The following is a 14,261-nucleotide window of genomic DNA, read 5'->3' as shown; positions in this document are numbered from 1 at the left end:
TATGAAAAGGATAACAGGAATTATACTACTCTCCTATTTAATGTTGTTTTACAATGATGTAAAAGCACAACAGGATGCGATGTATACCCAATATATGTTCAATACGCTTGCCATTAACCCAGCATATGCCGGAAGCCGAAATGTAACGTCTGCTACTGCATTGTTCAGGAATCAATGGACAGGCATTGACGGTGCGCCCAAAACAGGTACCTTAACTATGGATGCACCAATGCTGAATAAAAAACTTGGCGTCGGCATTCAGCTATTCACGGACAAACTTGGAATTACGCAAACAAACGGTGCAGTACTTAGCACCGCCTATCGGATCAGAATGGATAAAGGATCTTTGAGCTTTGGAATTCAGGGCAATTTTAGCCAATACCGGGCTAATTTTACCGAAGTACCGCTGAGCAGCACTCCCGGCTATGATCCGGCTTTTGCTGAAAATGTAAATAAGTTTCTTTTTAATGTCGGAACCGGAGTTTATTATAACTCCGATAAATTCTACATCGGCCTGTCTGCAATGGACCTGATGCCTAATAAGATCACTTCCTATAGCAGTAATAACATTAATATGGGGAGTAAACAGGCCTTGCATGTATTTTTGGCTACAGGCTATGTTTTTCCACTATCTGAAGATTTTAAACTCAAACCTTCTGTCCTTTTTAAAGGAGTTAAAGGGGCTCCATTAGAGGCAGACATCAATGCTTCTCTATGGATAAAGGATAAGATCAGCATCGGTGGACAATACAGGACCAGCGCAGATATAGCGGCATTGATTGAACTACAGGCTACTCCTCAGATCCGAATTGGATATAGTTACGATCGCAGCACAACAGCCCTAGGCAACTTTAATTCCGGAAGTCATGAGATCATGCTGAGGTATGAGTTCGGTTTTGAAAAGGGCAAAATTTTATCACCAAGGTATTTCTGATAATTAAATTATGAAACAAAACATACATAAAGTAACGTTTATAATATTTGTTCTGCTCTGCACATTGTCCCTGCAGGTAAAATCGCAGTCTGAAAAAGAAGACCGAATGTTGAAAAAGGCTGCCGTTGAGTTTAATGCTTTAAAATATATTTCTGCAATCCCACAACTTTTAAGGGTACTTGAAAAAGATTCAACAAATGTAAAAGCCCTGGAAATGATTGCCTACAGCTACAGGATGACAAAGAATTACGACGAGGCGTTAAACTGGTACGAGAAATTGAGCAAACAAAAGACCTTAAATGCAAAATGGGCACTTTACTATGCAGAGGCTTTAGCAAATAAGCAACAGTATGAAAAATCTGAAGGATGGTATAGAAAATATACTACCCTGGTCCCTGAAGATAAACGAGGTACATCATTTGCTGCCAGTAAGCCGGATAATTTCAACAAAAACACAGAAAACTGGAAAGTATCCTTTACAAATTTAAATAGCCTAGGTTCGGATTATTCTCCCGCTTACTACAAAGAAGGGTTAATATTCAGCAGTAACAGAAAGATCTCCGGAATAACTAAATCCGTATTTGGCTGGGATAACACGCCATTTACAAATATCTACAGGGTAGAGAAGCTAAAGCATATTAAAAATATTGATCCGGATAGCTTAATTGCCAATGCACAAAATAGCGCAGAACAAAAATATAAGTTCAATGACGATGATACCGCGCCTACGAGCAACGATACCAAAACGCTTGGACAATATGCCCCGCTTCTGGAAAGGGATACGTTATCCATAATGCTATCGAAAGGAATCAAAATATTACCCATAAATGGCAGTATCAATACCAAATATCACGAAGGTTCCCCTGCAGTTTTCCCTGACGGCTCTATCATTTTTACTAGAAATAACTATTATAACGGCGCAGCCCAGACCAGTAAAGAAGGCATCAATAAATTGAAGATGTTTACCGCATCAGGTGAAAACCTTAATAAAATCACTCCATTTCCCTGGAACAATAACGACTATTCGGTAGGACACCCTACATTGAGTAAAGACGGCACAATACTCATTTTCGCTTCAGACATGCCGGGAGGATCCGGAGGAACAGATTTATATTACTGTGTACGCTCAGGAAATGGTCAGTGGACCCGTCCAGTAAATCTTGGAAAGAAAATAAATACAGAGGGTAACGAAATGTTTCCTTTTTTCGACGCCGACAATACCCTTTATTTCTCGTCCACAGGGCATGCCGGACTAGGTGGTTTGGATCTATTTGAGGTACAACTTAAAGAAATGAAACCGCTCTCTGCCCCTAAGAATATGGGTGTTCCCATAAATTCTTCTACAGATGACTTTGGACTCATAAAAGCTGTTGATGGAAAGAGCGGTTTCTTTAGCTCAAATAGAAGGGGCAATGATGACATTTACAGTTTTTCAAGAGCTACCTACCGCATACTACTTGAAGGCACCATTACTGACGCCAGAACGAGGCTTCCATTGGCAGGCAGCAGATTACTTATGCACCATTTAGACGGTACAGATACCATCAGAACAAATGCTAAAGGAGAATTCAGAAGGCAAATGCCAAGAGAAACGGATTATGAGACCACAGCACAGAAACTTGGATATGTGAATTCTATTGGTTTTGTAACTTCCCTTGGAATAGAACAGGATTCTGTAATTAAAATGGATATCCGACTAAGCAAAGCAGAAACTGCGCAGCAATATGTACTTAACAATTGTGATTCTCTAAAGAAAGTCTTTGCGGTTCAGAACATCTATTACGACTTAGACCGTTACGAAGTAAGGCCTGATGCACGCCCAGCTCTTGATGAGCTTGCGGCACTGATGAAAAAATATCCTGAGATTACTATCATTACTTCAAGCCACTGTGACAGCAGAGCATCCGAAGCGTATAACAGAAGGCTTTCACTTAATCGCGGAGCTTCAGCCAAAGCATACCTGGCATCCAAAGGAATTTCGGCAAACCGGATCAAGATAGAATACTATGGAAAAACAAGACTGGTCAACAGATGTTTCGACGGAGTTCCTTGTTCCGAAGAAGATCAGCAACTGAACAGAAGAACCGAATTTGATGTTATCCTGAATGGAGTTAACATTACAAGACAAAACTGCAATGACAAATAGCAGCAGTCAATTTCCCCTGAAATAAGTTGACCTTCCGATAAATAAAAATGGCTGATCATTAGTAATGATCAACCATTTTTAATTTGTTTATCCTCCGGCTATTCACAGGAGATTTTCAATCACTATACTTTTTCTTTTTGAACAGCAGCTGGCAAAGTTTTAAGCAAAATCTTAAGATCTAACCAAAACGAATGATTTTGAGCGTAGAAATTATCAAGCTTCTTACGTTCCCTTTCAGACATATCTGCTTTTCCTCTTCTACTTACCTGCCATAGTCCAGTAAGTCCGGCCGGCCCCAAAAAACGCATTGTCCATTCATTGGACGTTAACATCTCCGCTTCATAAAGAGGTAATGGTCTGTTGCCTACAAGTGACATATCACCAATAAATACATTAAAAAGCTGAGGCAGTTCATCGATACTAAAAGTTCTTATAAAGCTTCCAAATTTTGTAACTCTAGGATCATTCTTTAATTTCACAAAAGTAGTGGTTCCAGTTTCTGACTTATCATATTGATTCAAATCTGAGAGCTTTGTAAGCTCTTCACTGGCACCTACACGCATGGAACGGAACTTATAGAAATCAAATATTTTATAACCGGTACCCACTCGCTTACTTCTAAATATTACCGGGCCTTTAGATTCGAAAGCAATAATCAATGCAACAACAATAAAGAATGGTAAAAGAATAAGCAAGGCCATGCCTGAAGCAACAATATCAAACAATCGTTTAAATAAAGGAATCTTATAGGTGAAGTTAACGTTGGAAAGATCAGACAACTGAGGTTTGATGAGCTTAAATTTCACTAAAAAAAATATCCGTTCACAAAGATCATTTACCGGAACAGGAGCTATATAAAGATCATTTACTTTATGTTTCATGGCCTTTTCCCTAACCTTAGCGTCTTTCTGTTTGGCCAGTAATATAATGACCAGCCCTTTTAATAGGACATTATTTTTTAGCTTAGCAACATAATCAAAACATTCCTGGCGCTCATCAACTTCCAGCAAGATAACATCAGGCAAAGTATAAATGGATTGCTCCTTAATATAACTATCCAGATCTTCAATGTTTGATTCAGAATGCAAAACAAAGTTTTTTTCCAATTCAGGCAGCAGGTCAGAAGCAAACGACTGTGCAGAATATAATAATGATATTGATTTATTTTTTGTATTTGAATTAACTTCCGACTGAATCATATTTCCTGAATACATTGCTAATTGCTTCTTTTAGTTGCGTTGGATTAAAAGGTTTTGGAATAAAATCATCCAATTGGAAAGGCATTTGCGATACCCTTTCTGCCAAATTAGCGGCACCTGACAAAATAATTACTGGCGTGTCCCTGTAGAAACCACTTATTTTTAGATTATAAATGAATGAACTTCCATCAAAATATGGCATTTCAAGATCCGAAATGATCAATGATGGAGAATTCCCCTCTTCCAGCCAACTCAGAGCCTCTACGCCGCTGGTTTTTATGACTAACTGGTATTCATTAGACAGAACAAAATTTAACAATTTAAGTATACTGACTTCATCATCAACTATTAAAATCTGTTTCTTAGTCATTTTTGTATTGTGAATAAAAGGGTATTACTAATAGTCATAACGAACATACGAAATTTTGTAGAATTAGTTTTAAATCAATTTTAATAATTAAAAAAATGGGTATATAAGTTATAAAAAATGCAGTTATAAATTATAGACATAAGATATAACTGCATTTTATTAACATTGAGTTGTTAATTTACAATACACTGGTTAATTATTCGATTGTACACGACCTGATTTTTTGTCTTTATCTCTTCCAATCAAATAACCCGCTCCTGCACCAACAACTCCACCTATTATCGCTCCCCTTCCATCCTTTTTATCTACTAGTACGCCTCCTAAAGCACCTGCTCCCGCACCAATCACTGCACCTTTAGCGGCAGAACTCCATCCTTTTTTCTTAGTCTGGGTTTCACTGTATTGTCTCGGAGCCGGAGCTGCGTCATTTTTCTCAGAAAGCAGTAAAGTTCGTTTCTCCTCCCTAACCTGCGTAGCTATACGTTCCTTCTCCTGTTGTTGTACAAAAACTGCTTTTTGAGCCGCTTCAGCTCTTTTAAAACTATCTAGTTTCAGACTATCTTTTACAGCTGCAACAGCTTGCTGTTTCATTAGCTCTTGTTCTTTTGAACTATTATTACAAGCAGATAAACCGATAACAACTGCTAATATTGAAAATACATATTTCATAATCTTAGAATTTAAGTTTGACACACTATGTATAGAAAAAATAGTGCCAAAAGATTATTTGCCCTCAAGCGATGTATAATCTTCATGCGCTTCGGTATTCTGTTTCTGATCATTATTTACTGAAATCTTATCATTATCATCATTCAATGCTGAATATGATGCTGACCCAGAGGATGAATGATCTGCATCCAGTCCCGGATTATTTTCATCATTCAACAAATCCTCTTTAGTGGGATGGTCTTTACCATTAGTATTTTTCTTTTTCATTCTTTTTACAATTTAGTCGCATTTAATTTATTGTGACATTATGCTTGTCATTTTTCAACATTTACTGACATTAACAACAACTGAACATATTGTAAGTTTTCTGATTTAACCTAAATGCAACAATTTGATATTTTCTCTTCAAGAAACACATTTTGATTTTACTATTCAATTGCCTACTTTCACATCGAAATATATAATAATATTATGCGTACAACAGGAAAAGTTAAGTGGTTTAATTCTGCAAAAGGATTTGGATTTATAACTCCAGAAGATGGAGGAAAAGATATTTTTGTACATTTCTCTGCTATTGCAGGTGACGCTTTCAGAGAGCTGAGCGAAGGAGATAGTGTTGAATTTGAGTTAAACGATGGCAAAAAAGGTCCTGAAGCTTCAAATGTAACAGTTCTTTAATCGATCAATAAATTCTAAAAAGGGGGATTTGCCGTAGGCATGGCCCCTTTTTTATTTTATACAAAAATGATTAACGTGAATACAACAATAAGTATCCTGGGATGTGGTTGGTATGGATTACCCCTTGCAAAAAAGTTGGTAGAGCTGAGATATAATGTAAAAGGATCGACCACTACGAGTGAAAAAGTTTTTAAACTCAAAGAATCCGGCATAATCCCCTATATAGTAGATTTTCAGGAAGAAAGTGAGCATTTTGACAGTGATTTCTTCGATACAGATTTACTAATCATCTGTATTCCTCCAAAAAGAAGTACCGCAGAACAAGGAAGCTTCACCAAAAAGATAACAAAAATCATAAGTGCTTCCGAACAAAAAGTAAAAAACATCATCTTTATTAGCTCAACTTCTGTTTATGGGGATTACAATACACATATGAATGAATTTAGCACCCCAATACCGGATAGCCCCTCCGGAAAAGCAATGTTGGCAGCAGAAACAATACTCAAGGACAACAACTACTTTAAAACAACAATAATCAGGTTTGCCGGACTAATTGGCCCAGACAGGGATCCAGGAAGATTTTTCGCAGGAAAAACGAATATTCCGAATGGACTTGCTCCCATAAATCTCATCATACTTGACGACTGCATCAATCTGATCTTAAAAATAATTGAATTGAAAGCATTCGGATATATATATAATGCCTGTATTCCGGATCACCCATCAAAACAATCCTTTTACACAAAGGCATCCGAAAATTCGGGATTGGCAATCCCGGATTTTATAAATGAACTTAACCAGTGGAAAATTATAGATTCTCAAAATGTTCCAGAACTTTTAAATTATCAATATTCTATTTCAAAGTGGTCAGATTGGTTAGCATAATACATTTATTAATTCCCTTAAATTGTTAACTTACTCTCATTACTAAAAAAATATGAAACTTACTATATGTGGAGCTGCACAACAGGTGACTGGAAGCATGCATTTACTACAATTGGCAGATTACAATATATTAATTGATTGCGGACTGGATTATGAGAAAGATACCTACCAGGAAGAAAATCAATATTTCCCGTTTGATCCAGCGTCAATTGATGTTGTAATACTCACACACGCACATATAGATCATTCAGGAAACCTCCCTACCCTCGTAAGAATGGGATTTCAAGGTCAGATATTATGTACGCCGCCAACTGCTGATTTGACTGAAATCCTCTTAATGGATTCCGTTAATATATTTATCAGCAAACAGAACAAGCGTCCTAAAGGAAAAAGGGGCCGGACCGGACCTAAACCGCTCTATTTACAAAAGCACGTAATGGATACAATGGACAGAATTGTGACCATTAATTTTCATAAAGCTTTCTCTATAAATGAAAATATAAGTATGATGCTTATTCCTATAGGACATTTATTGGGTGCCGCTGCGATTGTGCTGACAATAAAAGAAAATGGAACAGAAAAACGAATCGCCTTTACTGGCGATGTGGGAAGAAGTAACTATCCAGTTTTGGTTGATCCGGAAACCATACCACAAGTTGATTACCTGGTCTGTGAAGCCACCTACGGTGGCAAATTTCACAGTACCGAGCGCACACTTGAAGATACGCTTATAGAAACAATAAACGAAACCTGCGTTAAATTTCCAGGGAGACTCATCATACCGGCATTTAGTATTGGCAGAACTCAGGCATTGGTCTATACGCTCAATAAAATATTCAGTAAAGGTTTGCTTCCCTCGGTCAAAATATTTGTAGATAGCCCTCTTGCTAATTTTGCGACTGATGTATACCGAAAACATCATCATCTCCTCAATCCGGAATCTCAGCAATTTTATAATACTGAAGGTGACGAATTTGAATTCGAAGAATTGTCATATGTACATGACAAAAAGGAAAGCATGTCTGTTTCAAATTACCATGAGCCATGCATTATCATTTCATCAGCAGGTATGCTTGAGGGAGGAAGAATACAGGACCATCTTTATTACAATATTCAAAATTACTATTGTACGATACTATTTATCGGGTATTGTGCCAAAGGAACCCTTGGAGATAGGCTATTGAGAGGCGATCCCATCATAAGGTTGAGAAACCGCGACCTCATGGTATATGCAACTGTAAAAAAGACCGATCTGCTAAGTGGTCATGGAGACCATCAAGATCTCATGAAGATAATAAAGCAACAGGATGCTGGAAAACTGCAGAAGATATTCCTGGTACATGGAGATGTAAACCGAATGAATAGCCTTAAAGAATCGGCGCAAGAAGCAGGATATCAGATTGAAACCCCATTCAAAGGAGAAACTTTTATCTTATAAGATTTCATTTTTTCTATAAAATGTAGGGTAAACTATACACAATTATTATCATTCAAACAGATTTTCGATTTTTAATATCAATTAAAGAAATATGATTAATTAACTGATTATTAAGACGTTCAAAATAAAAAACATGATAACGATGCTTTGGCAGGATTATTACAAGGTTATAGATATTCAGCATAAAATTTACAAATGCGGAATCGAACGAATATCTAATTATAGAAAAAATGAAATCAAAAATTACAAAAGCAGCAATGGTATTATCCTTAGTAGGATTATCATCGCAATTGTTTGCTCAGGATGGTGACTCTCAGACATCTGAATCGTTTTCTAAGAAGTATTTCCGTACATGGTCTATCGGACTTAATGGCGGTATGCTAACTCACTACACTCCTTTCAACAATAAAAACCATGGAAACTTTAACACTCCTTACGAATCATGGGGTTACGGAGGTTATATCAAAAAGCAGATTGTACCTGGTTTTGGTATTCAGGCTGATTTCCTTGGAGGTAAAGTGAGAGGTGCTCAGGTAGCGGGTGGTACTAAATCAACTTTTGAATCAAAAATCGACTGGTCTGCTGCTATCAGTGGTAACTTTACCATTGCGAACATGAGTTTAAACCAGAAACGCAATTTCCTTTCACCATATGCAACAATTGGTGCAGGTTATATGTCGTCTGGAGTTGATACAGACAATCCACTTGGCGCAAGCACAGGATATAAAGAAAACTGGTTTATCCCGGTTGGTGCAGGTTTCAAACTTGGTGTATCGAAAGGTGTAAATATCGACCTGGGTTATACAGTTAACTTCATGAAATCTACCGATTTTGATGGTGTAAGCCTTGGTGCTAACGACAGGTTCTCTTATGCTCATGCAGGTTTAGAAATTGCTTTGGGTAGAAAAGGTACTTCTCAATTACAAAACTTCAGCCCTATTGCTGCCCTTCGTGAAGAAAGTGCTGCTGAAAGTGCTGCGTTGAGAAAAGCACTATCTTCATCAGAAGAGAATGCGAGAAGAGAAAGAGAAGCTTTAGCGGCTAAATATGCTCAGGAAATGGGTGATGACGACGGTGATGGTGTAGCCAATAAATTTGACAAGTGTCCTGGTACTCCTGCTAACACAGTTGTAGATGGTGCTGGATGTGCATTGAAAACTCCTGCTCCTGTTATCCAGGAAAAAGTGATTATTACTGAAGCAGATCGTAGAGTAGTTGATGAGGCTATCAAAAACCTTGAATTTGATTTAGGTAAATCAACTATCAGAGAGAAATCTTACGCTACTTTAAACAGAGTTGCTGCCTTATTGATAGAGAAAAACTTTAGCTTGAAATTAGCTGGTCATACTGACAACACTGGTTCAATGGCTTTAAACTTACGTCTATCTAAAGACAGAGCTGAGTCGATTAAGGCTTATCTTGTTGGTCAGGGAGCTAATCCATCACGCATCGAAGCTACAGGTTATGGTCCAAACCAACCTATTGCATCTAACAAAACTGCAGACGGTCGTCAGAAAAACCGTAGGGTAGAATTTACATTATATTAGTCTTTAACTGACTAATATAAAAAGGTCCCGATAGTTTATCGGGACCTTTTTATATGCTATAAGCAAAGTTATTTATTTCTATATCTAATGAGCCGATTTGCTTTCTTTAGGTGCAAATACCAATGAAGCAATTACCGATAGGATCAGCACACCTCCTACTATAGATAAAGACAAAGGAGATGAAATGTGATAGAACGGAGCGATTACCATTTTAACACCAATGAAAGCCAAAATGATTGCAAGACCATACTTCAAAAGGCTAAACATGTGGATAAAGTTAGCAAGCAGGAAATAAAGTGCTCTTAATCCCAGAATCGCGAAAATATTTGACGTATAAAGAATCAGTGGGTCATCAGGTGCAATTGCAAAAATTGCAGGAATAGAATCCACAGCAAACAACAAATCCGTAAATTCAATAACTGCTACCACCACCAACAATGGTGTTGCAAGCTTTACACCATTCTCAACTGTAAAGAATTTAGCCCCATCAAATTCTTTACTCACTTTAAAGAACTTGTAAATCACTCTGGCTCCCGGACTCTTGCTAAAATCCTTCTCTTCATCGTCATCATCACTCGCAAACCATGATTTAATCCCTGCATAAATAAGGAACAGACCAAATATCAACAATACAATATTGATTTTAACCAGATGTCCGAAGATCGTCATCTCAGGCAAATAAGTTATATTAATCAAGCCTACTCCCGCGAAAATAAAAATCGCCCTGAATACCAATGCACCTATAATCCCCCAAAACAACACTTTATGATGCAATTCTTTAGGAACGTTAAAAAACCCAAACACCAGGATAAATACAAAAAGGTTGTCCACTGACAACGCCTTTTCTATCCAATAAGCTGATTGAAACTGAGTAAATTTTTCGAAACCAGAGGTCATATAAATTACCCCACTGAAAAGCATCGACAAGCTGATCCAGACTATCGACCATATTGCAGCCTCCTTGCTACTCACTGCATGTACCTTTTTATTAAATACGCCAAGGTCCAGTAGCAACATCACCACTACCACAATCGCAAACCCGATGATCACACCGGGATGATTAATCATATTATCCATTTTCTATTTTGTTTTTATGTATTCTTTTAATATTATTTTTTGAAGATGCTAAAAAAGATCCGTTTTCAGCATAGCTTTTAAGATGTTAGCCTGAACGTCAAAATTATTCAGGTGATTCAAGAAGTTGATGTCTGAAATCTTAACATAATTCTCTTCAAGCAGTTTAATAATTTCCTGAGGTATATATGTTTTCAATGCTGCAGCGCTACTTTCAAGCTTGTCATTCTTATATTCAAGTTGCTGAATGATCCGTCCTTTTTCCGATAGATCATTTGTCCAATCTATACCCTCGAGCTCAGACAATTCACATAGCAAAAACGCACTCCGGCTTGGGAAGAATAGAAAATACCGGTCGATATCTATAAACTTATACAATTCAACAATTAGTTGACCCGATTTTAGCCCGTAAAAAAATTCCGTCCTAAAATCATGCTTACACAATAAACCCATCAGTTTCCTCTCTATGCTGGCGTGCATATCTATGTACATGTCAGCAGGATTATACTCGATCAGCCTACTTAATTGTTCAGGAGTGATGTCGTAATAAAAATCTTTAGAATACCGTGAGCTGAAAGTGTTTATTCCCTTTGCAAATGGAAAATCTTCTATATGATCAGAAAGTAGCTGGTACAATTTTCTAAGTGTCTGATTGATTTTCAGGGACTGTCGCTGCTTATCGATATTAAAGTTCTTTTCGGAAAAAACCGCATCATTCATCTGCCTGATCATCTCCTTATTCAAGGAAATTTCATCATAAATCAGTGTCACGTTTTTTTCATTACTTTTCTTGATCTTACGAAGTAGTTCTATCAGTGTCGCAGTAAATTGAACATGAAAAAGTTCAAGTTTATCGATATCCAGTTCCTCATTATTTTCAAACAACTGGTGGATTACCTGACTTCTTAAATATATTTTGTAAAGAGCATCTTCCGCAAAAAAAGCAGAGAGCAGCTGTAAACGGCTGATCTCTGCACGGGACTCCCTTAATATATTTATACGTCGTTCATCCATTTGTTAAAATTAACTCACCCGGGTGACGTTCTTTTTCAGCTCTGCTTCCAAAGTTTTAAGTTCCCCATCCAATACTCTTCTGCTCTGAGCACCTTGTTCATGAATCTGCTTAACCTCATTTAAGGTTTCGATTAAAGATGAGGTTGTCATTTTTAAAGTTTCAAGCGACACAACTGTTTTCTCGTTTTCTTTAGCTACGTCAATGCTGTTTTGCTTAAGCATTTGCGCATTTTTTTGCAAAATGGTATTCGTAGTATCCGACACCTTTTTCTGCATCTCAACGTTAGCTTTTTGCCTTTGTAGCGCGACAGCGATCGTCAGTTGGTTCTTCCATACCGGAATAGTAGTAGATATAATAGATTGCGCTTTCTCAGCAATAGAGGTATTATTATTCTGCACTACCCTGATCTGAGCCAGTGATTGAAGCATTATGAAACGCACGATCTTCATATCAGCCAGTCTCTTATCGAGTCTGCTCACGAAATCTCTTAAATCGGCAATTTCATAATCCTGATAATCAGCCGGTCTACCTTCCATTTCAGCAAGCTTCAGGCTGAGCTCATTGTATTTCAATTGACCAGATATGATCAATTCTTCCATTTGATGAATGTAACCGACATTGCTGTCAAACATTGTTTGAAGAGAACTATTGTCTTTAATTGAATTTAAGCGTCCTGCCTTAATCTTATTGGTAATCTTATCTACGTTATTGACTACTACATCATATTTCTGGAACAGTTTCTTTGCATCAACTACGAGTTTCTTCAGAAAAGGAATCTTCGAGATAAACGACTTAAATCCACTTTGCTCCAGTTCATTAACATCAATATAGTTAAGTTCAGTAAGCAATTCGTTGATCAAACCTCCAACTTCACCGCTATCATAGGTACGCACAGACGATAAAAAATCGTTACTGTATTTCTCCATTGAATTCTGTGCTTCCGACCCATAGTTAAGGATAGAATTTACATCAGAAGGTTCTAATGATTTAGCAATTTCCTTATATTTCGTTTCATCTTCAGTAGATAATACCGTAAGGTCTACATTGCCTTCCTTGTCAATTTTTGCTGGCGCAAGACTCTGAGCAGCATTTTCGTTTGTTTCCATAATTTAAATTCTATAAAAACCTATAGATAGCTCATTGTTACTGTTTTCACAGTTTCTTCCAGTTTTTTATCTTTAGTTGGCTCACCAATGGCATTGAATTTCCATTCGCCATTTTTCTTGTAGAAAACACCCATTACCATAGATACATGGCCGGCAAAGCCGGGACCGTTTGCAACATCATACTTCGCAAATACTTCGGTTACCCTCTTTGGAGTACCTTCATAAATGCGGATTGAAGCAAATGGAATTGCTCCGAAATCATGTCCTCTAAAACTGTTCAAAACAAAAGCCACATAATTTACTGCCGGATTAAGACGTGAAAAGTCCAGGGTAATGACCTCGTTGTCCAATCCATCATCACCGCCCATATCACCGGTTAAATCATCACCACTATGTCTTACAGCACCATCTTTGGAACCGAGGTTTCCGAAATACACCACCTCAGTCAGTTGTTTTTGTTCATTGTACAATGCGCAACTACCATCCAGATCTACCGCTTCTTTGGTTTTACCAAAACCAAACATGCCTTTTTTCTCTATTGCACCCCAGTTGATCCCTACACAAACACTATCTAACTTGCTTCCGTTGCTTTTTTCAAGACTGATGCGCTGTCCTTTTTGAAGATTAATTGCCATAATTTCTTATTGATATTTATTTAAATAATCCTGCAGACCACCCTTCATGCCCATTCCCACTGCTTCAAATTTCCATTTGTTGTCACGTTTGTAAATTCTACCGAATTCAATCGCTGTCTCTATAGAAAAATCCTCCTCTAATTCATATTTCAACACTACCTCGTTGGTTACTGCATCAAAAATACGGATAAAAGAGTTTCTTACCTGACCAAAATTCTGTCTTCTATTTTCTGCATCATGTATGGTAACAACAATGCATATCTCAGACACCTTTGAACCTGCTTTGGTAAGATCAACCTTAATCTGTTCATCATCACCATCGCCGTCACCCGTAAGGTTATCTCCGGTATGCTCCACCGCCTCATCAGGCGACTTTAAATTATTATAAAACACCAAATGATCATCTGAAACCAACTTTTTATTCTCATCAAGTATAAACACAGAAGCGTCTAAGTCAAACGAAGTTCCGGTTGTAGAGCTATTTGTATCCCAACCTAAACCAATAGTAAATTTCGGGGCATCGATATTCTCTCTCTGTCCTTTTTGTAAGTTAATGGCCATAATA

Annotated in this window: 15 protein-coding genes; 6 read left to right on the top strand and 9 right to left on the bottom strand. The window is 37.4% G+C overall.

Going from position 1 to position 14,261, the window contains the following annotated elements; all coding sequences use genetic code 11:
• Window position 1 precedes the first annotated feature (1 nt).
• Window positions 2–934 (top strand): PorP/SprF family type IX secretion system membrane protein, encoded by a 933-nt coding sequence (locus tag FA047_RS04280; protein ID WP_136834728.1) that lies wholly within the window; start codon window positions 2–4, stop codon window positions 932–934.
• Window positions 935–944: 10 nt separating this feature from the next.
• Window positions 945–3,080, top strand: a complete 2,136-nt coding sequence (locus tag FA047_RS04275) for an OmpA family protein (RefSeq protein ID WP_136834727.1) — start codon at window positions 945–947, stop codon at window positions 3,078–3,080.
• Window positions 3,081–3,202: 122 nt separating this feature from the next.
• Here the strand turns inward: FA047_RS04275 and FA047_RS04270 are convergent, their stop codons facing one another.
• The 4 genes from FA047_RS04270 to FA047_RS04255 all read right to left on the bottom strand — a co-directional run bounded on the left by FA047_RS04270 (window position 3,203) and on the right by FA047_RS04255 (window position 5,585).
• Window positions 3,203–4,294: a sugar transferase gene (locus tag FA047_RS04270; RefSeq protein ID WP_225872626.1), complete on the bottom strand. Its 1,092-nt coding sequence runs from the start codon at window positions 4,292–4,294 to the stop codon at window positions 3,203–3,205.
• Window positions 4,260–4,649, bottom strand: coding sequence for a response regulator (locus FA047_RS04265; RefSeq protein WP_136834726.1), 390 nt, complete (start codon window positions 4,647–4,649; stop codon window positions 4,260–4,262). Before FA047_RS04265 ends, FA047_RS04270 begins: the two co-directional genes overlap by 35 nt.
• A 192-nt stretch (window positions 4,650–4,841) precedes the next feature.
• Complete coding sequence (locus FA047_RS04260) at window positions 4,842–5,318, bottom strand: YMGG-like glycine zipper-containing protein (protein WP_136834725.1); 477 nt, start codon at window positions 5,316–5,318, stop codon at window positions 4,842–4,844.
• A gap of 54 nt (window positions 5,319–5,372) precedes the next feature.
• On the bottom strand, window positions 5,373–5,585 hold the full coding sequence (locus tag FA047_RS04255; RefSeq protein ID WP_136834724.1) for a hypothetical protein: 213 nt from the start codon (window positions 5,583–5,585) through the stop codon (window positions 5,373–5,375).
• Between the two features lie 204 nt (window positions 5,586–5,789).
• On the opposite strand from FA047_RS04255, the gene FA047_RS04250 reads away from it, so the two are divergent.
• From FA047_RS04250 to FA047_RS04235, 4 genes are all read left to right on the top strand, one after another.
• Complete coding sequence (locus FA047_RS04250; protein ID WP_136834723.1) at window positions 5,790–5,996, top strand: cold-shock protein; 207 nt, start codon at window positions 5,790–5,792, stop codon at window positions 5,994–5,996.
• A 66-nt stretch (window positions 5,997–6,062) separates the two neighbouring features.
• Entirely contained in the window at window positions 6,063–6,881 is an 819-nt protein-coding gene (locus tag FA047_RS04245) for an NAD-dependent epimerase/dehydratase family protein (protein WP_225872625.1), read from the top strand.
• 52 nt (window positions 6,882–6,933) lie between these two features.
• A complete protein-coding gene (locus FA047_RS04240; RefSeq protein ID WP_136834721.1) occupies window positions 6,934–8,319 on the top strand; it encodes an MBL fold metallo-hydrolase in 1,386 nt (461 codons plus the stop codon).
• 230 nt (window positions 8,320–8,549) lie between these two features.
• On the top strand, window positions 8,550–9,866 hold the full coding sequence (locus FA047_RS04235; RefSeq protein ID WP_136834720.1) for an OmpA family protein: 1,317 nt from the start codon (window positions 8,550–8,552) through the stop codon (window positions 9,864–9,866).
• Between the two features lie 84 nt (window positions 9,867–9,950).
• On the opposite strand, the gene FA047_RS04230 is transcribed toward FA047_RS04235, so the two are convergent.
• From FA047_RS04230 to FA047_RS04210, 5 genes are read right to left on the bottom strand one after another with little or no spacing between them, the layout of a single operon-like run.
• Window positions 9,951–10,943 carry a TerC/Alx family metal homeostasis membrane protein gene (locus FA047_RS04230; RefSeq protein ID WP_136834719.1) on the bottom strand — a complete coding sequence of 331 codons (993 nt, stop codon included), beginning with the start codon at window positions 10,941–10,943 and terminating at the stop codon, window positions 9,951–9,953.
• A gap of 48 nt (window positions 10,944–10,991) precedes the next feature.
• Window positions 10,992–11,954 carry a hypothetical protein gene (locus FA047_RS04225; protein ID WP_136834718.1) on the bottom strand — a complete coding sequence of 321 codons (963 nt, stop codon included), beginning with the start codon at window positions 11,952–11,954 and terminating at the stop codon, window positions 10,992–10,994.
• A 9-nt stretch (window positions 11,955–11,963) separates the two neighbouring features.
• Window positions 11,964–13,061, bottom strand: a complete 1,098-nt coding sequence (locus FA047_RS04220; RefSeq protein WP_136834717.1) for a toxic anion resistance protein — start codon at window positions 13,059–13,061, stop codon at window positions 11,964–11,966.
• A 20-nt stretch (window positions 13,062–13,081) separates the two neighbouring features.
• Window positions 13,082–13,696, bottom strand: a complete 615-nt coding sequence (locus tag FA047_RS04215) for a TerD family protein (RefSeq protein WP_136834716.1) — start codon at window positions 13,694–13,696, stop codon at window positions 13,082–13,084.
• Between the two features lie 6 nt (window positions 13,697–13,702).
• A complete protein-coding gene (locus FA047_RS04210) occupies window positions 13,703–14,257 on the bottom strand; it encodes a TerD family protein (protein WP_136834715.1) in 555 nt (184 codons plus the stop codon).
• Between the last annotated feature and the right edge of the window lie 4 nt (window positions 14,258–14,261).

This window comes from Pedobacter frigoris (genome assembly GCF_005116445.1).
In the GTDB taxonomy this organism is placed as follows: domain Bacteria; phylum Bacteroidota; class Bacteroidia; order Sphingobacteriales; family Sphingobacteriaceae; genus Pedobacter; species Pedobacter frigoris.
The sequence above is the reverse complement of the archived record's forward strand: the minus strand, read 5'-3'. Positions and strand labels throughout refer to the sequence as shown.